Source organism: Lentiprolixibacter aurantiacus (genome assembly GCF_026241225.1).
GTDB lineage: Bacteria > Bacteroidota > Bacteroidia > Flavobacteriales > Flavobacteriaceae > Lentiprolixibacter > Lentiprolixibacter aurantiacus.
This window is the reverse complement of record NZ_JAPFQP010000001.1, coordinates 542,300-564,512: the sequence shown is the minus strand read 5'-3', so window position 1 is coordinate 564,512 and position 22,213 is coordinate 542,300. Positions and strand designations below refer to the sequence as shown.

At 44.3% G+C, this 22,213-nt stretch carries 20 protein-coding genes; 8 read left to right on the top strand and 12 right to left on the bottom strand.

What is annotated here, in order from left to right:
- Positions 1-12 precede the first annotated feature (12 nt).
- Positions 13-1,353: a sensor histidine kinase gene (locus OO016_RS02520; protein WP_266010562.1), complete on the bottom strand. Its 1,341-nt coding sequence runs from the start codon at positions 1,351-1,353 to the stop codon at positions 13-15.
- Entirely contained in the window at positions 1,343-2,689 is a 1,347-nt protein-coding gene (locus tag OO016_RS02515; protein WP_266010560.1) for a sigma-54-dependent transcriptional regulator, read from the bottom strand. The genes OO016_RS02520 and OO016_RS02515 overlap by 11 nt, the downstream gene beginning before the upstream one ends.
- A gap of 201 nt (positions 2,690-2,890) precedes the next feature.
- Here OO016_RS02515 and OO016_RS02510 point away from each other — a divergent pair, with 201 nt between their 5' ends.
- The 4 genes from OO016_RS02510 to OO016_RS02495 are packed head-to-tail and all read left to right on the top strand — an operon-like array spanning position 2,891 to position 8,765.
- Entirely contained in the window at positions 2,891-4,144 is a 1,254-nt protein-coding gene (locus OO016_RS02510) for an efflux RND transporter periplasmic adaptor subunit (RefSeq protein WP_266010558.1), read from the top strand.
- A 30-nt stretch (positions 4,145-4,174) separates the two neighbouring features.
- On the top strand, positions 4,175-4,852 hold the full coding sequence (locus OO016_RS02505) for an ABC transporter ATP-binding protein (protein WP_266010556.1): 678 nt from the start codon (positions 4,175-4,177) through the stop codon (positions 4,850-4,852).
- 30 nt (positions 4,853-4,882) lie between these two features.
- Positions 4,883-7,318, top strand: a complete 2,436-nt coding sequence (locus OO016_RS02500; protein ID WP_266010554.1) for an ABC transporter permease — start codon at positions 4,883-4,885, stop codon at positions 7,316-7,318.
- A 19-nt stretch (positions 7,319-7,337) separates the two neighbouring features.
- A complete protein-coding gene (locus OO016_RS02495; protein WP_266010553.1) occupies positions 7,338-8,765 on the top strand; it encodes a TolC family protein in 1,428 nt (475 codons plus the stop codon).
- A gap of 61 nt (positions 8,766-8,826) precedes the next feature.
- Here the strand turns inward: OO016_RS02495 and OO016_RS02490 are convergent, their stop codons facing one another.
- The 6 genes from OO016_RS02490 to OO016_RS02465 form a co-directional block, all read right to left on the bottom strand.
- Positions 8,827-9,333, bottom strand: a complete 507-nt coding sequence (locus OO016_RS02490) for a VOC family protein (RefSeq protein WP_266010552.1) — start codon at positions 9,331-9,333, stop codon at positions 8,827-8,829.
- Positions 9,334-9,508: 175 nt separating this feature from the next.
- A complete protein-coding gene (locus OO016_RS02485) occupies positions 9,509-10,282 on the bottom strand; it encodes a DUF6090 family protein (protein ID WP_266010551.1) in 774 nt (257 codons plus the stop codon).
- A gap of 4 nt (positions 10,283-10,286) precedes the next feature.
- Positions 10,287-10,760: a cupin domain-containing protein gene (locus OO016_RS02480; protein WP_266010549.1), complete on the bottom strand. Its 474-nt coding sequence runs from the start codon at positions 10,758-10,760 to the stop codon at positions 10,287-10,289.
- Positions 10,761-10,780: 20 nt separating this feature from the next.
- Positions 10,781-12,187, bottom strand: coding sequence for a Gfo/Idh/MocA family protein (locus tag OO016_RS02475; RefSeq protein ID WP_266010547.1), 1,407 nt, complete (start codon positions 12,185-12,187; stop codon positions 10,781-10,783).
- A 23-nt stretch (positions 12,188-12,210) separates the two neighbouring features.
- Positions 12,211-12,396, bottom strand: coding sequence for a hypothetical protein (locus OO016_RS02470; RefSeq protein ID WP_266010545.1), 186 nt, complete (start codon positions 12,394-12,396; stop codon positions 12,211-12,213).
- 117 nt (positions 12,397-12,513) lie between these two features.
- Positions 12,514-13,029 (bottom strand): hypothetical protein, encoded by a 516-nt coding sequence (locus tag OO016_RS02465; protein WP_266010543.1) that lies wholly within the window; start codon positions 13,027-13,029, stop codon positions 12,514-12,516.
- A 159-nt stretch (positions 13,030-13,188) separates the two neighbouring features.
- Between OO016_RS02465 and hemG the strand changes: the two genes are divergently transcribed.
- Positions 13,189-13,716: a menaquinone-dependent protoporphyrinogen IX dehydrogenase gene (gene hemG / locus OO016_RS02460; RefSeq protein WP_266010541.1), complete on the top strand. Its 528-nt coding sequence runs from the start codon at positions 13,189-13,191 to the stop codon at positions 13,714-13,716.
- Between the two features lie 39 nt (positions 13,717-13,755).
- Here hemG and OO016_RS02455 read toward each other — a convergent pair whose 3' ends face one another.
- Positions 13,756-14,157: a hypothetical protein gene (locus OO016_RS02455; protein ID WP_266010539.1), complete on the bottom strand. Its 402-nt coding sequence runs from the start codon at positions 14,155-14,157 to the stop codon at positions 13,756-13,758.
- A 31-nt stretch (positions 14,158-14,188) separates the two neighbouring features.
- A complete protein-coding gene (locus OO016_RS02450) occupies positions 14,189-15,652 on the bottom strand; it encodes a YiiX/YebB-like N1pC/P60 family cysteine hydrolase (protein ID WP_266010537.1) in 1,464 nt (487 codons plus the stop codon).
- A 217-nt stretch (positions 15,653-15,869) separates the two neighbouring features.
- Here OO016_RS02450 and OO016_RS02445 point away from each other — a divergent pair, with 217 nt between their 5' ends.
- Together OO016_RS02445 and OO016_RS02440 are read left to right on the top strand one after the other, a co-directional pair.
- Positions 15,870-16,979 (top strand): helix-turn-helix domain-containing protein, encoded by a 1,110-nt coding sequence (locus OO016_RS02445; RefSeq protein ID WP_266010535.1) that lies wholly within the window; start codon positions 15,870-15,872, stop codon positions 16,977-16,979.
- A gap of 119 nt (positions 16,980-17,098) precedes the next feature.
- Positions 17,099-18,727, top strand: coding sequence for a nitrilase-related carbon-nitrogen hydrolase (locus OO016_RS02440; protein ID WP_266010534.1), 1,629 nt, complete (start codon positions 17,099-17,101; stop codon positions 18,725-18,727).
- A 246-nt stretch (positions 18,728-18,973) separates the two neighbouring features.
- Here OO016_RS02440 and OO016_RS02435 read toward each other — a convergent pair whose 3' ends face one another.
- Positions 18,974-19,918: a DUF2268 domain-containing putative Zn-dependent protease gene (locus tag OO016_RS02435; protein WP_266010532.1), complete on the bottom strand. Its 945-nt coding sequence runs from the start codon at positions 19,916-19,918 to the stop codon at positions 18,974-18,976.
- Between the two features lie 181 nt (positions 19,919-20,099).
- Here OO016_RS02435 and OO016_RS02430 point away from each other — a divergent pair, with 181 nt between their 5' ends.
- Positions 20,100-21,590 carry a serine hydrolase domain-containing protein gene (locus OO016_RS02430; protein ID WP_266010530.1) on the top strand — a complete coding sequence of 497 codons (1,491 nt, stop codon included), beginning with the start codon at positions 20,100-20,102 and terminating at the stop codon, positions 21,588-21,590.
- Positions 21,591-21,690: 100 nt separating this feature from the next.
- On the opposite strand, the gene OO016_RS02425 is transcribed toward OO016_RS02430, so the two are convergent.
- Complete coding sequence (locus OO016_RS02425) at positions 21,691-22,119, bottom strand: FKBP-type peptidyl-prolyl cis-trans isomerase (protein ID WP_266010528.1); 429 nt, start codon at positions 22,117-22,119, stop codon at positions 21,691-21,693.
- Positions 22,120-22,213: the final 94 nt, after the last annotated feature.

Sequence of the window (22,213 nt, the reverse complement as noted above, 5' to 3'; positions counted from 1 at the left end):
GACCAACAGTATCTAAAAAATTAAACTCATTACCGTTCCCCGGCCTTCCTTGCTATGGACCTGTATCCTTCCGTTATGAAGCATCATGATCTGTTTAGACAAGCTTAGCCCAATACCACTACCGGTCTTTTTGGTACTGAAAAAGGGCACAAAAATAGTCTCCAGGATTTCCTCGGGTATACCCACCCCATTGTCTGTTACCTTTATCTGGATCCCATCTCTGAATTTTTCGGCTGAGACAACAATCTTCGGCTCTTCCCTGCCTTCACAGGCGTGGCGGGCATTAACGATTAAGTTGATGAGCACCTGCTCGATCAGGTGTACATCAATATTAACCTCTAAGCGGGGATTGGTATTTTTAAACTCAATTACAATATCCTTTTGCTGCAGTGAAGGCAGCAGTAACCGCTGAATGTTTTCAAACAGATCGTTTATCAGTATCCTCGATCTGTTGATCTGACTGACTTTATTTAACGTCCTGTATGTTTTCGCAAACTTCATCAGCCCTTCACTCCGTTTCCTTATGCTTAAAATCCCTGAATCAAGATCTTCCAGGTCTAACTTGTAGCCCCCGGGATCCTTAATTTCATTTTCAACCTGTTTATGCAAGGTTTCAGACAAAGATGAGATTGGGGCAATGCTATTCATGATTTCGTGAGTCATGACACTCAGGAGTTTTTTCCAGGCATCAGCCTCGTTTTGGTTTAAAGTTTTCTCTATATTCTGGACGGCAATAAGCTTAAAAGCGGTTTCATCTACCTGGAAAATAGTGCCGGATACCAGCACTTTTAATTGCTCATCATGCAAGTCGAGCTTGAGGGAATTATTCGTGGAATGGTAGGTTTCAAATAACTTCTCGAATATAATAGGGCGCCTTTTCTCAACGAAACTGACATTTTTGAAGGACGGCAAATCAAGGGTACTCAAAAGGGAATCATTTAGCCATAATACTTCACCGCTTTCCAGGTTGTAAGCAACAATCCCAACATTGACGATCTCCAGTATTTTTTGCAGGTAAAGAAATTGCGCCTGACGTTCGTTATTGATATCCCGGAAGGTGTTATTAACCAGGTTAAAGCCTTTATGCAGCTTCCTGATATCATCTGAGCCCCGATCTTCACTGAACCACCTGGAGAAATCGCGATATTTAACCGCTTCAAAAAAGTCGTCTATTTCAACAAAACGTTTAGCTACGAACCGATACATGCTTACCACCGAAATCACGGTCAGTAGCAGGCCGCCCAGAATAATAAAGTAGTTGTCATTTATGATCCCATAAGCCACTGCGGTTACTGTACCCAACAGCAACAGCACCCTTAATGCGAGAAAGAAGAAAAAGGATCTATAAATCATATTTGTGAAGCCTGCGGTATAAGGCTGTACGCGTGATACCTAATTCTTTGGCCGACTTTGAAATATTGCCTTCGTTCTTTTCTATTACCTGTAAAATAGTTTCCTTTTCCAGGGCTTCCAGATTTACGGTTCTGTTCTGAGATTGCTCTGTCTTTCTTTCGATTGGGGAAAAAACCAGGTCATTTGCCTTGAGAACCCTTCCTTCGGCCATAATAACAGCTCTTTCGAGCACATACTGAAGCTCCCTTACATTTCCCGGGAAGGGGTGCCCTTTCAGTTTTTTAATGAAACCTTCCCCAAGGGTAAAGGGCTCCTTAAAATACTTTTCAGCATACATGTCTATAAAATGGTGACTGAGTAAAGTGATGTCTGTTCCCCTGTCGCGAAGCGGGGGCACAATGATATCCACCGTATTGATACGATAGATAAGGTCTTTCCTGAACTTTTGCTCATCTCCCAAATCTGTTAGGCTGAGGTTGGTGGCACAAATAAGCCTTATATCCAGGTCAATTACCTCATTAGACCCCAGCGGGGTCAGCTGTCTGTTTTGCAAAACACTTAATAAACGTACCTGTTGCCCAAGGGTAATATTGCCAATTTCATCCAGGAACAGGGTGCCTCCATTAGCGGCTTCAAACCTGCCCATGCGATCTTCAGCAGCCCCGGTAAATGCACCTTTTTTATATCCGAAAAGCTCACTTTCAAACAATGAGGTTGTGAGTGATCCCACATCCACCTTGATAAACGGCCTGTCTTTCCTTGAAGAATTTTCATGAATGGCCTGGGCGATGAGGTCCTTTCCCGTACCGTTTTCCCCCAGTATGAGGATATTGGCATCCGTGGGTGCCACCTTAGAGATCTTGGTAAAGACATCCTGCATGACCTCACTCTCACCCACAATTTTGATCCCTTTCCTGAAAGTAAGCCTTGTGGCATTTTTGATTCCTTTTTTTCTTGAAACCAATGCCCTTATGGTTTCGAGCAGTTTTTCGTTTTTCCATGGCTTTACCAGAAAATCCGACGCTCCTTCTTTGAGTGATCGTATAGCCAGGTCAATGTCCCCATAAGCCGTAATCAGGATAACAAACATTTTGGGATCCAGCTCCTTAATTTTTTTAAGCCAGAAAATTCCTTCGTTTCCGGTATTCACAACACTATTGAAGTTCATGTCCAGGATAACCACATCAAACTTTTCCTTTGCAAGCAGGTTGCTGATGTTATTGGGGTTTTTATTTGCCGTCACCTGCTTAACCTGTGACTTCAACAAAAGCCGTAGAGCGGTGAGTACATCCTCATCATCGTCAATGATCAATATTTTGGCATCCTTTAACTGCATTACCCAAAAATAAGGTTTTCAGGCCCTTTTCAGATTAATCTGCACCACTAATTTGATCTAAGGAAAAAGTGTATCGTTTCCGGACACTGTGTGTATCAATACCAAACAGTTTGAAAACCCATTAATTTGCAAATACCACATAATCAATTAGTTAAGTGTTTGGCACGGTCTTTTTAAGTACACAGATAAAATTGGTATTTAATGGACATTCCACTCGAGAAAAAGAAATTCCCAAAATCCAGGATCTTAATGATAGGAGGAGGAATCCTGGCAGTTATTCTGTTGGTTCTTATAGTAATGTCGACCACTGGAAATTCTAAACTCAATGTTGAAAGGGAACGTTTAAGCATCAGCACTGTAAAACAGGGTGTTTTCCAGGAGAACATACCGGTTACCGGGGTTGTAATGCCAATAACCACCATTTATCTGGATGCCATCGAAGGAGGGCGTGTTGAAGAAAAGTTTGTGGAGGACGGAGCGATCATGAAGCAGGGTGATCCCATTTTGAGGTTATCCAATACGGACCTGGAACTAAGTCTTGTTAATCAGGAAACCTCAGTTTATAATCTGCTGACCCAAATGCAGATTTCACAAAATGCCGCCAGTCAGAATACAATAAACAGGCTTAACCAGTATACGGATGTGGAAAATGGACTTATAGAAGCTAAGCGTTTACTCGACCTGAACAGAAAACTTTATGAAAAGGACGCGATTGGCCGACAAGAACTCATAAGATCAGAAAACGAATACAACTACCAGAAACAGAGGATGCAATTGGCCGAGGAAATCCTGAAGCAGGATTCCATCTCAAGCAGACAGGAACAAGAACAGATGAACAGCTCGTATGCGCGGACCCGGAACGCTCTGGAATTGATGCGTAGAAAAGTGGCTGACCTTGTTGTAAGAGCCCCTGTCGACGGCCAGTTGACTTCTCTGGACGCTGAAATCGGACAATCCAAAATAAAAGGAGAACGCCTGGGTCAAATCGATGTGCTCAGCGGTTTTAAGGTGCGCGTAGATATAGATGAGCACTACATAGCCCGGATATATTCAGGTCAGCGGGGGTCATTCACCTTTAATAACCAGCCCTATACCCTTGTAATCAAAAAAGTCTATACCCAGGTAACCAATGGACGTTTCCAGGTAGATATGGAGTTTGAAGGTGAGGTTCCGGAAGGAATCCGGCGCGGCCAGACCCTACAGATTCGACTTGCATTGAGCGAGGAGAAGGAAGCATTACTGGTATCAAAAGGGGGCTTTTTCCAGGGAACAGGGGGTAACTGGATCTTTAAACTGAGTGAAGACGGAACCCACGCCTACCGGGTAGATATTTCCCTGGGAAGTCAAAATACAGAATACTATGAGGTAATGAATGGGTTGAATCCCGGAGACAAGGTCATAACATCAAGCTATAGCAATTATGGCGACGTTCAGGAACTCATACTTAAAGATTAATCACAAATCAAAAACTAAAACAATCAAAAAATGATAACAATCAAAGATCTTGAAAAGTACTACAGCACTGACGAGGTGCGTACTATAGCGCTGAATAAGCTGTCCTTCTCTGTTAACGAGGGTGAATTTGTTGCCATAATGGGTCCTTCCGGATGCGGAAAATCTACCCTGTTAAACATTATAGGGATGCTGGATGACTGCGACGGGGGCAGCTATGAATTCAAAGGACACGAGGTGTCCAACTACAACGAACGCAAACGGGCCAATTTGAGGAAGCACAACATTGGTTTTGTTTTCCAGAGCTTTAACCTTATCGATGAACTTACGGTGTACGAAAATGTTGAACTTCCTTTAATCTACACTGGCGTAAAACCCGCTGAACGCAAAAAACGGGTTGAGGAAGTCCTGGAGAAAATGCAGATCATGCACAGGAGGAAGCACTTCCCTCAGCAGTTATCGGGTGGACAACAGCAACGGGTAGCTGTTGCCAGGGCCGTGGTAAACAACCCCACGCTTATCCTTGCCGATGAGCCTACAGGTAACCTGGACAGCAGCAATGGTAATGAAGTAATGGATCTGCTGACGGAACTGAACGAGGGGGGGACCACCATTATTATGGTTACCCACAGCGAACATGATGCAAAGTACAGCCATCGTATCATCCGCATGCTGGACGGTCAGAAGGTAACCGAAAACGTACTAGCCTAATACAATCATCAATTCGAAAACGCATAAGTCATGTTTAAAAATTATATAAAAATAGCATGGAGGAACCTTTTGAAAAACAAAGGGTTTACTGCCATCAATATTATTGGCCTCTCATTGGGGATTGGGTGTTTTATTGTCATTATGATGTTTGTATCTGATGAATTGAGCTATGACAAATACCACGAAAAAGCCGATAGAATTTACCGAATTAATTCTGACGCCATATTTGGCGGCACAGAACTATCTATGGCTGTAAGTGCTGATCCTATGGGGGAAACACTCAAGAATGATTATCCGGAAGTTGAACAATACGTAAGGCTATATTCTTCTTCAGGGGCAAAGCTTATCAAAAAAGGAAGTGAATATATAGAAGAAAACAGGGTAACCCATGCAGATTCGACTCTGTTTGACGTCTTTACTTTCAAGATTATTTTGGGGAATAAGAAAACAGCCTTAAATGAGCCTAACACTGTAGTCATCTCAGAGTCAGCGGCTATACGCTACTTTGGCAGTGCACAAGACGCGATTGGCGGGTTTCTGGATACTGATGACAATACACGAACACTTTACGAAGTGACCGCCGTAATGGAGGACATGCCCAGGAATTCGCATTTTCGGTACGACTTCTTTTTTTCTATGGACAATGTGCAATATCCGTTTGGCAGTTACCTGAGCCATAACTTCCACACCTATGTGGTCTTGCGTCCGGGAACAGACTATAAAGCATTTAATGAGAATTTCCCTGAGGTAATAGACAAATATATCTTGCCCCAGGCAGCACAGTTCATGCAGGTTAGCAGCATGGAAGAGTTTGAAAAGGCGGGCAACTATTTGGCCTATAGCTTGTTCCCAATGACGGACATCCACCTTCGTTCTGATCGCGGCGTAGAATTGGACGCCAATGGCAACATCCAGTATGTATATATTTTTTCGGCTGTGGCGTTGTTTATATTGATATTGGCCTGTATCAATTTCATGAACCTTACCACCGCCAGATCGTCTGGGAGGGCCAAAGAAGTTGGAATACGCAAGGTGCTGGGTTCGGAAAAGAAGTCATTGATTTATCAGTTCCTTACGGAGTCCACACTCATATCGATTTTCGCCCTCATTATCGGGTTGATATTTGTAAAACTGACCTTGGGATGGTTCAATGATATTTCCGGTAAGGAAATGGTGATGGATGCTCTTTTGAGTACCAATTTTATAGTGTTCTTACTGCTGTTCCCTTTTATAGTCGGAATCTTTGCAGGAATCTACCCTGCCTTCTTCATGTCGTCATTCCAACCCATTAGTGTATTAAAAGGTAAGCTGGGAACGGGCCACAAGAAGAATTATCTGAGGAACTTCCTGGTTATCTTTCAGTTCACTACTTCCATAATCCTCATTGTAGGTACTGCAGTAATTTACAGGCAGCTGAATCATATTCAAAAGGCAGAATTAGGATTTAATAAAGAACAGGTACTGGTGGTTAACAATACCGGTATCCCCTCAGAGACAAGAGGATCTCTCCTGGAGGAAATTGGGCAATTGACCGATGTGATTTCCGCCTCTTTTGCGGGGTTTTTACCGGTATCTGGTTCATCACGAAGTGATACCGTATTTTCAACCGAAACCGTTATTACGGATACTAATTCTTTTAATATGCAAACCTGGGCAGTGGATTACGACTACCTGGAAAACATGGGCATGGAAATACTGGAAGGCGGTCGCTTCTTTTCCAGGGAATTTGGTTCGGATTCAACTGCTATAGTCATTAATGAGACGGCTGCGAAACTGGCTGGATTTGATGACCCTGTAGGTAAAAATCTGTATGGAATGACCCAGAGCGGTGAGCTAACTACATTCAATATTATTGGTGTAGTTAAGAATTTCAATTATCAGTCCCTCAAGCAAAATGTGGGTGCCCTGAGCTTCAGGCTGGATAATAACAGTTGGGTGTCTGCGTACAGGTTTAATACAGATGACGTAGCAGGATTAGTAGAAACCATTAAGGAAAAATACAGTGCTGTGGCTCCGGGAATGCCTTTTAACTATTCTTTCATGGACGAATCATTTGATAAAATGTATCGGCAGGAGCAAAGGGTTGGGAGCGTTGCGGTAACCTTCGCCATTTTAGCAATAATCATTGCCTGTCTTGGTCTGTTAGGCCTTGCTACTTATATAGCGGAGCAACGCACAAAGGAGATTGGGGTGCGAAAGGTCCTTGGTGCTTCAGTTTCAAACATTGTAAAAATGCTATCCAAGGACTTTGTAAAACTGGTTCTGATAGCCTTCGTTATTGCCACTCCTATTGCCTGGTGGTTTATGAGCAAGTGGTTGCAGAATTTTGCCTACCGCATCAGCCTGGATTGGTGGATATTCGCTGGAGTTGGTTTCATAGCACTGGTTGTGGCCTTGTTTACGCTGAGCTTCCAGGCAGTCCGCGCTGCTATATCTAACCCGGTAAAAAGCTTAAGGACAGAGTAATCGATTAAATAGGATTCTCATGAGACATATAATATTATTCCTGTTATTATCCCTTCAATTTTCTATGGCTAGAGGACAGAGCCAAGTTCCAACCTATAGTTTGCAGGAGTGTATTGATATGGCTTTGGCAAACAACCTGGATCTTTCCCTGGCCAAACTGAGCACGGAAACGGCAGAAGTAAATTTCAAGCAAAGTCGTAACGAATTATTACCCAGGTTAAACGGCAATTATAACATTGGTAATGCCGCAGGGCGGAGTATCAACCCGTTTACCAACACCTACATTAATGAGAAGCTGACCTTCTCAAATGCGGGCTTAAGCCTTGATGCTACAGTGTTTAACGGTTTTCGTCTGTTAAATCAGTGGCGGATGGAGAAACTCAACTGGCAGGCCGCGCAGATGGAAAAGGAGGATGCCCGGAATAATCTGATCCTGAACGTTACCCTGGCCTATTTACAGGTGGTTAACACAAAGGACCTGTATAACATTGCTAAAAGCCGACTTGAGTCGACCAATGGTCAATTAGAGCGATTGGCATCAATGTTTGAAGAAGAAATGGGAAATCCGGCAGAATATCGGGACTTTCAAGGCTTGAGGTCAAACGATGAATCCAATTTGATTACTGCCAAAAACAACTATGAGGATGCTTTAACGGCACTAAAAGAATTGTTGAACACCGGGGAAGAACTGGATGTTGAATTAATTGATATACCATTGGACTTTGTGCAATACGGGGATTCACTTGAGGAGGTTTACCAGCTGGCCCTTGAGAATATGGCTTCGGTAAAGGCCGGGGAATTCAGGTTAGAAGCCTCTGAGAAACAGGTAGCAGTTACCAGGGCAGGTTACGTCCCCGAGATTAGCTTTTTTGCCAACCTCAACACCAACTATTCCAGTGTGGCCCAAATTTTCAATGAAACAGGTACAAGCATTGTTGAGACGGGAGATTTTGTAGATATTTCCGGGACAACGTATCCCGTTTTAACGGAGGAATCGAGCTTCGATTCGGAACAAATATCCTATCGGGACCAATTTGAGAACAATTTGTTTTCAACTGTAGGTATTCAGGTGAATATCCCTATTTTTAATGGGTTTCAGGCAAGGAACAATGTGGTTCTTCAAAAGATTAAGAAAGAAGAATCTAGGGTAAATCTGGATCGTATTAAGTTACAATTACGCACCGCAATTGAACAGACGTACAAGGACATGGCTGCTGCATACGAGCGATATCAGATCTTGCAATCTCAAAATGAAGCCTACCAGGAATCCATGCGAATCAATGAAATACGGTTTATCAATGGTGTTGATAACAGTGTGAGCTATATTATTGCCAAAAATAATCTGGAAACTGCCCGGGTTAATTTAAATAACGCCAAATATGAATACCTGCTCAGGGTAAAGCTACTGGATTTTTACAAGGGTACGAATGAAGTTGCTTCTTACTAAAAAAGGCTAGCCCGGATATAATATCCGGGGCAGCCTTATTATCGTCTTTCCAATAAGAAAATTAATTTGCATCGTTGATTTCAATCCAATACCCATCGGGATCCTGGATAAATGTCTGACTTACCCCATCAGGTCTTTTTTGAATGTATTTTTTTTCACCACCCCCTAAGGAAGAGTGTATCACACCATGGGAATTCAAATGCTTTAAATAGGCATCCAAATCATTGGTGGATATTGCGAAATGATTAAAAGTACTGGGCTTTATTTCTACTCCCGGAACTTCCCCAACATGCAGCTCCAGATTGTTTCCAAGCGAAATAAACATTTGATTTTCAGGTAACCAATCCGCATTTAAATCTTTAAGGCCAAGAATTTTGGTGTAGAACTCTCTGCTTGCTTCAAAATTGCTAACAACCAGGGTCGTATGTTGCAGGGTAAGGTTATATGAACTTGCTATAGCCGCAGATTCTTCCCCGGAAGGACTATCCTGGGCATGAAGCTGAAAACAGAATACCGATATGATAATAGCAGAATAAATAATGCGAAGGTTTAACTTGATGTCTTTCATGTTTGTGGAATTTGGTTGGTTATAACAGGGCGGACGTATTTAAAGATAGTCATTTCACCAGAGCATTGGGAGTATGGGGCCATGGTATCCGCCTATCCCTACAGCTTAAAAAGCGTTTTAAGGGATATGGGAAAAGAAAGAGGAAGAGGCTCAATTTCTTTTTTGAGAGATGCTTTCAGTCTATGGAGGACAGGATTTGCAGAAGATCAGCATTGAGCTTTCGGATAATTTCAAGACCCCCGAGGCGGTCTTTGTGGATGTCGATCATATCAAAAAGCTTGGGATTCAGGGCTGGATTCTTTCGAAATGCCTCCAGGTCATATTCTGCCTTAAAGTATTCTTCCCCGGCTCCTGAGAAACTGGAGATATCCCGCCCGTCCGGATTTGTAGCAGGAATAACCAAGTGGTAGGGAGCCAGCTCCCGTGATAAATCATTGATGATACCTAAGGTCTGTTCCGCATAGAGGTTCAGGAAGTCGATCTGCCCATAGTATTCGAGTAATTTCAATCTCAGGGAATCAGAATCCTCCAGGGCATCCAGAAGGTCTGTGGTCAGTAGTCGCCGGTAGGCATTGTCTGAATATTTGATATTGGGGGTAAAGGTTGCAAAACGGAAAGCTTGGCCGAGGAGGCTGTCCCCGGGACTGGGGTTATAGAATCCCCGGTGTGCATTGAAGAGCCGCTGTGCCGACGGGAGGAAAAGGGTTTTCTCGGCGGTAAAAACATTCCTGAAATGGAGGCTGTCCTGCTGCAATTCATCCTTTAAATTACCAAGTAGGCTTAGGGCCTGCCGGAACTCCTTGCGTTCTTCATTCCAGTTGTTGACCTGCAAGGCAATCAATATCCCAATCACGACCAGAAAAATCTCCCCGATGGCATACAAGAGGTACTTGCTAAGTTTATTGTCCGCAAGGAGACGTTGACGTATTTGCCGGAAGAAGCGCAGCATGGGCTTATTTTTCCAGGAAGTCCACTTCCCAGGGCCCTATCCCGCTTATCTGGATAACGGTTGCGGAGTCTGCCCAAACTGAATGGATAGCCCCCCTGGCATTTACGTAGTAATCCCCCGGCCCAAACTGTTTTGCATTTTCACGTGTTCCTCTCTCTCCGAATGCCACATAGGCATTACCCTGCAGTATGGTTACCCGCTCATCTTTGGGATGTGTATGAGGTGGCATCACAAATTTACCGCCAAGCCTGAAGCGAACAGAGAAGAAATCAGGGTTTTTAGGGCTCCCTTCCAAAACAGCCAGTTCACAATCCGAGGGCAAATTGGGTGGGCAGGGGGTCCATTTGATTTCACCGGCACGCACAACATGCTGCACGCTGCCTTCTGGAAACTTCATTTCGCCAATTGGCCTTGATTCCCTGCATCCTGAAAGGATGAGGATGAATATTACCAAAAATGCACAGTATTGCCTATTCATTTTTCATGGGATTATTAATTTTAAAATTCCCGGTAATCACCACTTAAAAATTTATTCGCCTCTTCTTCGGCAAATTGTGCTGCTTCGGCATCCCAATGCAATGTCTTTCCTGGGAATCGACCTGCAATTACCCCCAGTAAAATCGTTTCGGTAAGTCGTGCCGAATAGCTGAACGGGGCACTACACTTGTCTTTACCCAGGCAGGCATCAACAAATTGGTGGTAATGTTTAGGTCCTTCTGTTGCATAATTGCGGACGGGCTCGCCCAGATTATGCTTGGCAATATCCCTGGAGATGTCTACATATTTTCCACGTACAATTTTACGGGGCAGTTGCATAAAATGAGGAAGGAGCAAACGACCTTTACTGCCTACAAACATGGCGCCCTGCTCTGGCAATTCGTTCATGGCAGCTGTTCTGGCATCTAAAGAAATGTCCGTTTTTACTGCCGCTCTTTTTTTTGCATTGCCACTATCCTGCCCAGGCAAAACAAGATCTTCATGGGTCGGCGGCATACCCGGGCCATCGTACCAAATCCATTTTAAGGTCTTATCCGTATAAGGTGTTCCAGGAAACTCATAGGTTACCGTATTGTTTACTGGAAAGCCAAAACCATTAGGCTCACGGCAGTCGTTTTTGATGGTCAGGGGCACGTCTAATTCAAGGGCATTATAAGGCGTATCAAAGATATGAACACCCATATCCCCCAAAGTGCCACAGCCATAATCCATCAGTTTCCGCCAGTTGCCTGGGTGGTAATAGCCTTCTTTATAGGGTCGCTTGGCTGAGGTACCCAGCCATAAGTTCCAGTCCAGGCTATCGGGAACGGGATCTTCACCTTCAGGAGGTGGACCATCGTATCCCCAATCCTTGGGACTCCAGGCATGTACGGTATGTACCTTGCCAATTATCCCATCCTGGATTAAAAGTGTAGCCAGCTTATAATCGTAGAAGGAATGTACCTGAATCCCCATTTGGGTCACCAGTTGCTTTTCGGCAGCCATTTTTTTCATGGCGCGAGATTCCGCCACGTAGTGTGTGAGGGGTTTCTGGCAGTAGACGTTTTTACCCATTTCCATCGCCATTATTGAAGCGGGTGCATGGGTATGGTCCGGGGTAGAAACGATGACCGCATCGATCTCGTCTTTCATTTCTTCCAGCATCACCCGGTAATCGAAAAAGATGCGGGCCCCAGGGTGTATTTTGTGGGCCTTTGCGAGGTTGATCGCATCTACATCACAGAGGGCTGCAACTTGTACCTGGGGGTGGGAAGCCACATCCCTGAGGTCTTCAAACCCCATATTGCCCACGCCTATGTGAGCTGTGCGCAGTTTAGCTTCCTGACCCATAGCCTTTAAGGCAGAGGGTAGTAGGGAAAAACCCAGAGCGCCCAGTCCCGAGGTCTTGAGAAAGGTTCTTTTATCCATACGTTGTTATTTTAAGAAAATTCCTATTCCTTATTCTGAATAGAAAGCCTGATCACAATAGCCATTAGGAGCCAGATCATAAAGGTTTCTCCATGTGACATTTCATAGGAAGCGCCCGTTGCCCTGGCTGCAAATAAAATGATGTAAACCACAATTGGTGATAGAATTAGGCTAATCAGGAGGTTGATAAGTGATTTCTTAATGTCCATGTCAGGTTGATTTTTAGTTCTTAATAGTTCTTATTAATTGTCAGTCCTGAAAATATGAAAAATAAAGATACCCCGGACATCATATCCGGGGTATCTTTATTAAGGCCTGAAAGGACTTTATTTTTTCATCGCTGCCATAAGCGCTTCCCGATAGCTTTTGTCAAAATTGGCTTCCAGGATCTTAAGAAGTCTCAGGTTGGGGTTATTGGCAAATGAAGCCACTGCTTTTATGTTTTCATCGAAGGTCTTGCGATCCTTTTTTAAAAAGGCCACGGTGGCGTCCAGGTATTCGTTCCACCTCATTAAGTCTTCTTCTTTTCGGGAGGATTCCATTAGTGGTATAGCCAATTCGTTCTCCCCTGCCATGGCATACATCTGTCCTGCATGCCAGCGCATAACTTCAGCTTCGTTTTTCTTTATTTCAGGGTGCTGCTCCAGGTAGGTTTTGATCAGGGAAGCTGCCAGGTCAAACTGCATTTTATTTCCGTAATAGCGCCAGCCCCCCTGCATGTCCTGGTCAAACTCCTGAAAATCCAGGGACATCAGGGAATCGATTTCCGATTGCTTTAGTTCCTGTGCTGAAACTGCATAAGAAAGTAGGCTGAGAAACAGGATACCAGTTATGTTCTTCATGGGTTTGTTTTGGCGCAAAGCTAAGGATCGCATTCTGTTTATTGAAGGGACAGGGGTTATTTATGAACAGAATATTGTCCGGTTCCCTTTGTGTGAATAATCCAAAAATAGTAGTTTAGGCCTGCTCAACGTCAACAAAAGAATTAATCCGGAACTGCTATGAGTAAAAACACCCTGATCATTTACGCCACTGTTGATGGACATACTGGTAAAATCTGTGAAAGGCTGCAAAAGATACTTTCAGAGAAAGACCAGCCAGTGGAACTTGTCAATATCGAGGCATTTGACGGGGACTTATCGGGTTATGACCGGGTTATCATAGGGGCCAGTATTCGTTATGGAGTACACGACAAAAAAATCACTGAATTGATCAATACCCGGCAGCAGGAACTGGAATCCAAAAAAACGGCTTTCTTTTCGGTAAACCTGGTGGCCCGTAAACCGGAAAAAAGCAGCCCGGAAACCAACCCTTATGTGGTGAAGTTCTTCAAAAAGATAAGCTGGCGTCCTGATATTGCTGAGACCTTTGCAGGCATGCTGGATTATCCCAGGTATTCGTTTTTTGACCGTACTATGATCCGCCTGATCATGTGGATGACCAAAGGTCCAACGGACCCAAAGACGGTAAAGGAATTTACCAACTGGGAAAAGGTGGATGCATTTGGCAAAAAGTTAGCCAGCCTTTAGGCTCAGATGCCTCAGATTTTAAATCCGCAAAATCTGTCTTTATTTTGCTACCCCTGTCCAGGGCTGTACAAACTCCCTTCCCGGACAATAGCTTAACCCGTAAAGTTTACCCTCGAGAAGGTAGCCCGAATGATAGTAATTGTGGTTCTGATCGCTCGTGGTGAAGGCAAAATAGAGTCGGTCCCAGTTTCGGTTGAGCTTTGACTGCTTTATGGGGCTCCCGTAGAACAACCCCTCAAAAGTATTTCCTTCAATCTCCCTTACCTGGAATTCCTGTAAGTAGGGCTGGGCGTCCGGGGAAGGCCGGAGATCAATTTCCCAATTGCCCAGAATGGAAAGTGAATTTTGATTGTCTGCTAATAACTCAACCTTTGCCTGGGCACTCACACTTACAAGGTTGCATAACAAAAGCAATAAAACGAGGGTAAGTGTATTTCTCATATTACTTAGTTTATTGAATAGCTATATGCTTTTATTTATCAACCAAACTCGACTCTGCAAAACTTACCAGTTGCCAATAAGGCGGGGTGTACCCTTTTTCCTTCTGAAAGTCCTCTGCTTTCGAAAGTGTTTTAGACTTAAGCGCCTGAAACCGCGCTACAAAATCGTTGTTTTTCAATGCAACGGTTGCTGGCATTCCTTCAGGGATTACTCCTTCTTTTCCGATGGAGGTAAGCAAAAAGGAATAGGCCTTAATTACCCTTGCAACGGGAAGCAGCCAGATATTGTAACCGAGCTTTTCCCCTGCGTTGGCACGTTCGATAAGCGCATCCATTACCGCATTGTCCAGGTGATCTTTGAACAAGGTTTCCCTGTCCCTCCATTCCCCTACAACGCTCAGCATGGGGTCATATTCCAGGTCTGACGGCATCTGGGTTACAAAATGCTCTACCCCAAAACTATGCAGCCAGTCCATTATTCCTTCTGAGGAAATGGTTGAGGTAAACTCCCATAATTGTATTCCTTGTTGTTTGTAAGCATAGGACCCCACTTCGGAACAAAACATGGCCGACGAATCAAAATAGTCCATCTTGAAGTCGTATGGGATATGCCTGGCAATGGATTCCTTGTACATATAGCGAGCAGCATCGTGGGGGAGCAAAGGATTGGCTTTCAATTCCGGAAGGTCTGCCCTGGGCCGCATCACCATAAACCGCAGTTTTTTGTCTTTCAGGTATTCTTCCTTGGTAGCTATGGCAACTCCCTTTTCAATATGCGCTTCCACAAAAAAGGGTTCATGGGTTTCCTCGTTTACGTAAACCAGGGCAACATGCGAAAAGTTCCCAGGGAAGTCATTTCCCCTGGAAATAAAGGCAGAGACTTCTGCCCCTCCCCGGCTAACCAGAAGATCGCCGCTATGCACTGTTATCCCCAGGATATTCGCTTGAGGAGCGGCAGAAGGTTCTTCATGAACATGCATGGTAGATACGAATGCTTCCTCAGGAGATTGCAACATTATTTCTTCCACCGCAGCCCGGATCCCATACAGGATGCGATAGGACATCTGACGTGCCGCAGGGGTATTTATGTCCCAATGCACCGTGTCTTCTTTTAGTTTTTCTCTTAGCTGGTTATAGAAATTGATATACCATCCTGTTCTATTTTGTTGTGCCGCAATCAGGGGAGCAACCTGAAAAAATTTGTTTTCTATAGTAGGATAAAAAACATCCCCGGGGGTAATGGCGTCGCCATTATTGGCTAGCAGCAAGCTGTCCATTTCCTGCGTCATTTCCAGTACCAAAGAGTCCAGGACGGCGGCAGGCATCTTCCTTCCTTCCAGAAAAGCCCTTTCCAGTTGGTTCCACAGGGCATCCTGATCCCATAAAAATGCGCTTTTTGATGCTTTTTGCAATTCCCTTTCCTTTTGAGGCAGGGGAATCATAAGAAGGAGATAGACCCCTGTAAGGAGTAGGATAATTTTAAGGAGTTTCTTCATAACGGGATACAGCCAGGACAATCTTATGTTTATAAATATAGGGGTTATCTCAGAGTTATGAACCAGATTTGCATTAGCTGCAGCTTAAGGAATAGCAAATACGGTATCCTGTATTGGATTAATTTGGAAATTTCCGATGGTTCCTGTTAAGTGAACTTGAGAAGCGATAGTATTTTATACCTTTAGACTGAGGTCATGTTTAATACAGCTGTTTGTAATGCAGGAAATTTTTGAAATATTAACCCTGCTGGTACTTTTCCAGCTGTTTTTTGTCAGTTTTTTTCTTTTCTATTCCAGGAAGGGCAGTAGACTTAGCAATTACCTTCTCGCTTTTTTCTTTCTGAGTCTGGGTGCGGGTTTGCTGGATTACTATTTTCTTATTTCAGGGTATTTTGAATCCAAAACCCAATATGCCCTGTTCCTAAACAGCCTGGTTATCTTACACGCTCCATTGCTTTTACTGTACACTCAATCACTGACCAATAAAAATTTCAGGCTCAAATGGATTCATCTGCTACATACTTTACCATTTTTTATTGCCTTGCTGTTATTGTATATCTTTTATTACAACCAGAGCCCGGAAATGCAGCAAAGGGTGTTGGAAGATGTCAGCGAAGGCAAAGACCTTAGTACCATCATGATTTCAGTCTTCGGGTTTGTTTATGAACTTTCATACCTGTTAGCCATAAGGATCATAATAAAAAACTACAGGGAAACAATTGTACAGCAGTTTTCCAACCTGGACAAAATCAACCTGAATTGGCTGACCTTTTTCGTGAATGTTTTTATTATTGCCATGCTGGCAAGTACGCTGGCCAACATACTCAGGCATAGCCAGTTGATCCGACTTGACCAGGGGGCTATTGTATTTGGGCTGGTCGGGTTATTGTTTTTTATCAGTAGTGTGTTGCTGAAAGGCCTGCACCAGAACGAGATTTTCCTCGGCGCTCAGGGGAAAAGTACAGGCACCGAAAATAATACAGAGGAGAGCAAATCACTATTGCATAAGCTAAACCAGCATCTTACCCAAAACAAACCATACCTGGAGGCAGAACTTACCCTGAATGACCTGGCCGCCCAACTAAATGTCTCTCCGCGGCAGCTTTCCATCCTCATCAATGCGGAACTGGGAAAATCATTCTTTGACTTGATCAATTCTTACAGGATCGAGGAAGCAAAGAGAAGGTTTCGGGAATCCACGGATAGCAAACTTACCGTTCTGGAAGTTATGTATGCCGTAGGGTTCAATTCCAAGTCCAGTTTCAATACAGCCTTTAAGAAGTATACCGGAAATACTCCAACGGCCTATAAATCCCAATTTTCCTGAGGTTTTCAGAGGTTCGATTTTTTACATGGAATGTCGAACGCATTTAAAGGGTTCGACTTCATGTAATCAGTCGACTTTGGCTTGCGCATACCATTACTTTGATGGAAAATCATCATATCATGAAAACAATAAAACGTTATTTATCGAATCCCTACCTGGCTTTAGTCCTGGGTATGTTCTTTATGGTTCTCGGTTCCGCGAAATGGACTGTATTCCTGGGCCCATGGTTTGGCCTAGTATTTTTCCTGTATTTTATGCGAAACGTCAAATTATGGAAGGCCCTGGTATTTGGTTTTCTGGCCTTTCTTTTTTCGGGTTATGTCGGCGTCAATGAGGTGTTTCCGGCCCCACTGCCCGTACTTATAATTATCCTCCTGATAATTTCGGCAAAATCACTTATTCCCTATCTGATAGACAGGATAAGCAATGCTGGGGAAAGGGGTTTTGTTGGGACACTTATTTTTCCATCAGCCTTTGTTGCCCTTGAATACCTTAATTCCTTACAGAGTGGAGATGTCTGGAGTTCCATTGCCAACACCCAATATCAGTTTCCTGCCATTCAACAAATCGCTTCTGTTTTTGGAATTTGGGGAATTTCTTTCCTGATAGCCTGGTTTGCCTCTCTGGTAAACTGGATGACCACACATCAATGGAAATGGTCACATATTAGGACGGGGAGCTTGATCGCAGGGGCCGTGTATGTTCTCGTGCTGGCATTCGGTGTCATCAGGATATCACAGGCAGATTACAATACATCCGAAACGGTGAAGGTTGCGGGTGTTACCATTGACAATAGCAATATTACAATGACCATGTATCACGATGCGTTTGGTAAAACAATTGAAATCCATCCGGATATTTCTCAAACATCTCCTGAACTGCAGGAAGCAAGCAGGGCGATGGTCCCGTTTATTGAAGACCCTTTTGCAGACCGGTTTACAAATTCGAGGAAGGCAATAGAAGCCAACCTGGATCTGCTCTTTAGCAAAACATCCCGCCTGGCAGACCAGGGTGCCAAGATTATCGTTTGGTCCGAGGCAATCGGTTTAACCCTGAGTAATCAGGAAGACGCAGTTATTGAAAGGGCAAAAATGCTAGCCAGGGAGAAGCAGATCTATCTGTTTGCATCCCTGGGAGTAATCAACCCCGGGCCCTACAGTCCGGACAGGTTGCTCTTAGTCAACAAAACCATCACCCTGACCCCGGAGGGAGAACTGGCAAATACCTACTTGAAAAGTAACCCGGTGCCCTTTGCTGAACAGGAATATGGGTCTGATGATATAATACCAGCCATAGAGAGCCCGTATGGAAAGCTCTCACCCGTAATTTGTTACGATGCCGATTTCCCCGGCTTTTTAAGGCAAACCAATCAAATTGGAACCGACATCCTTTTGGTGCCATCGGGAGACTGGAAGGCGATTGATCCATATCACGCCTATATGTCGAGCCTGAGAGGGATAGAAAACGGGGTCTCTGTGGTAAGGCCGGTATCCCGTGCAACTTCCATTGCAACGGACCCCTATGGAAATTTACTGGGGAGCACGGATTTTTACAGCTCCGAAGAGAAAACGTTAATGGTTAACGTTCCCATGAAAGGGATAAATACCATCTATAATCGTATCGGTGACCTGCTGCCTTATACGGCTCTTATATTGTCAAGCTTTATTGTCCTGGAAGCTTTGTTGAAACTGTTCATGAGAAGAAGAACTATTTCAAAAAGGCAAAAACCTAATGTTGTGAATGCCTGATAATACCCGGGCATAAGGCATGCATGTATCAGCAGAACACCAAGGGTAACTGATCGCATACCCTCGGAAAAATGCCAGTGGTTTTAAGACAACCACTGGCATTTTCATACCATTATATGACGAATTAGTTTGATAAAAGAAAACACCGGGGAGCCTTGTTTTTGCAAAAGAAAAATAATCACAACAATCTGTCTTTAAATAAGTGACAGTTGAATGTCAGGAAGTACTCCCAATAGCCTTGCCCTGTTAATTGCTATCGAAGTAGTGACTCTTTTCAAGAAAACTCCGGGCATTATCCATCTTCAGGATATCCTGCAGAGCAGTGGCTTTGTCCCCGGCGCCTTTATAGTAGGCTTCACAAATCTTATATCCCATAACATAACCCAGCAGTTTCGGCTGATCTGGTTGTTCAAGAGAACCCCAAAGCCAATAGTCTTTGGATTGTGACTTAAGGTCTTCCACAAAGCGTTCTTTAAGCTGTTTCTCTTCTTTTTCCAGGTACTCCAACGCAGATTTCTGGGTAATATCCGCAACCACCAGGGAGGTAATAAATTCTGCGCCACCCTCCCTGAGGCAGAGTCCCAGCATATTGTCAGGGGTGGAATAAAGCGCCGCGTATTGCTGGCCGCCCATAGTCATGGCTTGCTGGAAATGGGACAACTCATGCACAATCAGTTTACGCAATACGGGCAATTTGTCAGCCACCCGGGTTACCGTGATCAGTTGTCCTTGCAGGGAAGCCTGTCCGATTCCCCGGTTGGCCCCTACAAGCAGATAGGTTGGAGGGTACATAGCGGCAGGAAGCACTTTTCCGAAGTCCTGCATGAGTTCAGGGTATAAGGCCTCAACCTGACTGATGTTCGCCATGAATTCCGGAAGCAGGGCGTATCGCTCAGGGGCATCCCGCATGGCGTCGCGCATCAGCTCCGGTGTCAATTGGTGACGATTGATAAATTCTTTCAGGCCGGGGGTACCCCGGTCAAAATAAAGCGTCTGTAATACCTCGAGGGTATCCGTATTAGTTGCAAGCGCCTCGTAGGCCTCTACAAAATGGGCCAGGTCTGTGGAAACAAGCTTTGCTTCCTGGGGAGTCCTGGGATAATTAGGCTGGGCTGATAATTTAAAGCACATAAACACAAATAGCCCTATCAATGAGAGGACCCTGGGTGAGCTGGATAAAAAAGGTTTCATGATATGAATGGAATTGGTTAGATATTGTTTTCGGGATAAAGACAATAATATTTTGGATATGTTACAGCAGGGTGTTGACAGGTACAAGTACGTCAGATATCTAATGGGGTACATCTATTCATCTTGTTACATAATTTGGCTTACCTCGTCATTTTTAAGTAACACCTAACTTATAAAAAACATGAGACGAGCTTTGGCAAAGGCCTTAAGCCTCATAATCGTTGTTTTGATCTTCCCGTCGGGTTGTAAGGAGGACAACGGGACTGAGATTGACCAAAAAAAGGAAATGGCCATCAATGGACTTATTTCCCGGGACAGTACAGTAAAGTCCGTTGAGGAATTTCTGGTTGCCCGGGGGCTTAAAGGACTTAGTGTGGCAGTCTTTGAAGATTATGAGGTAATTTGGGCAGACAGCTGGGGGTTCAAGGAAACCGGAACTGCGGATTCCGTGAATCTGGAGACCGCTTTTTCCACTGCATCTATTTCCAAGGGCGTAACTGCTACTTTGCTTGCCATGTTAGAAGAGGAGGGGCTTATGGACCTTAACGTGCCCGTAAACAACTATTTAAAGAGGTGGAAGCTTCCTGAAAATGATTTCACCAAAGAGGTCCCGGTAACCCTGGAACATTTGCTAAGCCATATGGCAGGGACAACCCAGCACGGCTTTGCCGATTTTTACGAAGGAGATACCATTCCTACTTTGGTTGAAAGCCTTCAGGGAAAACTGCCCAGGTACAAGGAGGAAATAAGTGTGGTTTTTAAACCGGGAACCACCTGGCAATATAGTGGAGGCGGGTATGTAATTGTCCAAATGGCTGTTGAAGACCACCTTGGAAAATCACTTGCGGATTTGGCTGCAGAACGCCTCTTTATTCCGCTGGGAATGAGTCGCACCACCATGAAACAACCCAATGAGGAGGGCTTTCCGCAAAACGTAGCCAGGGCCCATGATGAAGAGGGCAAGCTTATCAGAACAGGTATTCCTATAACTCCGCAGGTAGCCCCTTCAGGCATGTGGTCTACCCCTAAAGACATGGCCCTGTTTATGATCGAAATGCAGAAGGCGCTGGACGGGCAGAAAACTGAAGTGATCAGCCGGGAAGTAGCTAAACGCGTTACTAATATCATAACCGTTAAAACCCTGGGAGGCTCCGGTCTTGCCTGGGAGCGATTTCACGGATTTGGTAACCGCGAATGGTTCTCGCATGGCGGTGCCAATACAGGAACAGGAGGTTATGTCTATGGGACCATGGAAGGGGGAAATGGCATGGTCTTTTTCGGCAATGGCCCCAATGGTATTCGCATCCCCGTTCTGGACCAGCTCCGGAATAGTATAGTAGCGTCGCATGGCTGGCATAAGCCACTGGATCTGGATGTAAGGGACTCCATTCCGGCCTCCTTGCTTAATAAGGTTACAGGCAGTTACCAGCATGTACTATACAACGCACAAGTCCAGGTTACTGAAGAAAATGGGACCCTGACGGTCAACCCGTTTTTTGGAGGCATACCCGCACAATTGCATTATCTGGGGGATAATGTGTTTGCTGTTGAAGAATTTCCAAGCAACCTGGTCTTTCAAGTAAATCCGGAAGACGGAGAATTCTACATGGCGTTAAAAAGGAGGGGTTTTCAGGGAGAAGCGGATTATAGCTTTAAAAAACTAGAACAATAGATACCAGATACTTTGTATTTGAAGTCCGAAGTATTTGTAAAAAAAAGACCGCTTTTAGGCGGTCTCTTTTCTGAATTTTTAAATTTTAACAAGGGCTATTTTATTCAATTTCAACTACCTGCAGGTCAAAAACCAGGTCATGTCCTGCCAGGGGGTGGTTGGCGTCTACCACAATATGGTCTTCATTTACCTCGGCTACCCGAAGTTGTTGCTCTGATCCGTCCTGTCCCCGTGCAACAAGACCCATGCCTACTTCGGGCTTAATGGTCTCGGGCAGTTCTTCATTTTTGATGGCTTGAAATAATTCTTTGCGCACCTCACCATAGGCTTCTTCCTTTGGTATGGTTATGGTTTTCTTCTCATTCAGCGTCATATCCACCAGTCCATTTTCAAAACCCGGGATCAGGCTTCCCTGCCCGAGCGTGACCTTAAGCGGCCCTCTTTCTTCCGTACTGTCAAATACCTGTCCGTTAGTTAGTTTGCCTGTGTAATGAACCTGTATGGTGTCATTTGCCTTTACTTTACTCATAATTATTTTTATCTATCTGATTTTCAATTAAAATGGGTACAAAGCTAGGCATTTTCAAATGCCTGGACGAATAATTCAGGGGAAATACAGGAAC

Coding starts and splice junctions, on each gene's coding strand:
- OO016_RS02435 (WP_266010532.1), bottom strand. CDS start 19,918: ATGAAACCTTTTTTATCCAGCTCACCCAGGGTCCTCTCATTGATAGGG.
- OO016_RS02455 (WP_266010539.1), bottom strand. CDS start 14,157: ATGAGAAATACACTTACCCTCGTTTTATTGCTTTTGTTATGCAACCTT.
- OO016_RS02440 (WP_266010534.1), top strand. CDS start 17,099: ATGAAAACAATAAAACGTTATTTATCGAATCCCTACCTGGCTTTAGTC.
- OO016_RS02450 (WP_266010537.1), bottom strand. CDS start 15,652: ATGAAGAAACTCCTTAAAATTATCCTACTCCTTACAGGGGTCTATCTC.
- OO016_RS02505 (WP_266010556.1), top strand. CDS start 4,175: ATGATAACAATCAAAGATCTTGAAAAGTACTACAGCACTGACGAGGTG.
- OO016_RS02490 (WP_266010552.1), bottom strand. CDS start 9,333: ATGAAAGACATCAAGTTAAACCTTCGCATTATTTATTCTGCTATTATC.
- OO016_RS02485 (WP_266010551.1), bottom strand. CDS start 10,282: ATGCTGCGCTTCTTCCGGCAAATACGTCAACGTCTCCTTGCGGACAAT.
- OO016_RS02465 (WP_266010543.1), bottom strand. CDS start 13,029: ATGAAGAACATAACTGGTATCCTGTTTCTCAGCCTACTTTCTTATGCA.
- OO016_RS02515 (WP_266010560.1), bottom strand. CDS start 2,689: ATGCAGTTAAAGGATGCCAAAATATTGATCATTGACGATGATGAGGAT.
- OO016_RS02470 (WP_266010545.1), bottom strand. CDS start 12,396: ATGGACATTAAGAAATCACTTATCAACCTCCTGATTAGCCTAATTCTA.
- OO016_RS02425 (WP_266010528.1), bottom strand. CDS start 22,119: ATGAGTAAAGTAAAGGCAAATGACACCATACAGGTTCATTACACAGGC.
- OO016_RS02480 (WP_266010549.1), bottom strand. CDS start 10,760: ATGAATAGGCAATACTGTGCATTTTTGGTAATATTCATCCTCATCCTT.
- OO016_RS02510 (WP_266010558.1), top strand. CDS start 2,891: ATGGACATTCCACTCGAGAAAAAGAAATTCCCAAAATCCAGGATCTTA.
- OO016_RS02475 (WP_266010547.1), bottom strand. CDS start 12,187: ATGGATAAAAGAACCTTTCTCAAGACCTCGGGACTGGGCGCTCTGGGT.
- OO016_RS02495 (WP_266010553.1), top strand. CDS start 7,338: ATGAGACATATAATATTATTCCTGTTATTATCCCTTCAATTTTCTATG.
- OO016_RS02500 (WP_266010554.1), top strand. CDS start 4,883: ATGTTTAAAAATTATATAAAAATAGCATGGAGGAACCTTTTGAAAAAC.
- OO016_RS02445 (WP_266010535.1), top strand. CDS start 15,870: ATGCAGGAAATTTTTGAAATATTAACCCTGCTGGTACTTTTCCAGCTG.
- OO016_RS02520 (WP_266010562.1), bottom strand. CDS start 1,353: ATGATTTATAGATCCTTTTTCTTCTTTCTCGCATTAAGGGTGCTGTTG.
- OO016_RS02430 (WP_266010530.1), top strand. CDS start 20,100: ATGAGACGAGCTTTGGCAAAGGCCTTAAGCCTCATAATCGTTGTTTTG.
- hemG (WP_266010541.1), top strand. CDS start 13,189: ATGAGTAAAAACACCCTGATCATTTACGCCACTGTTGATGGACATACT.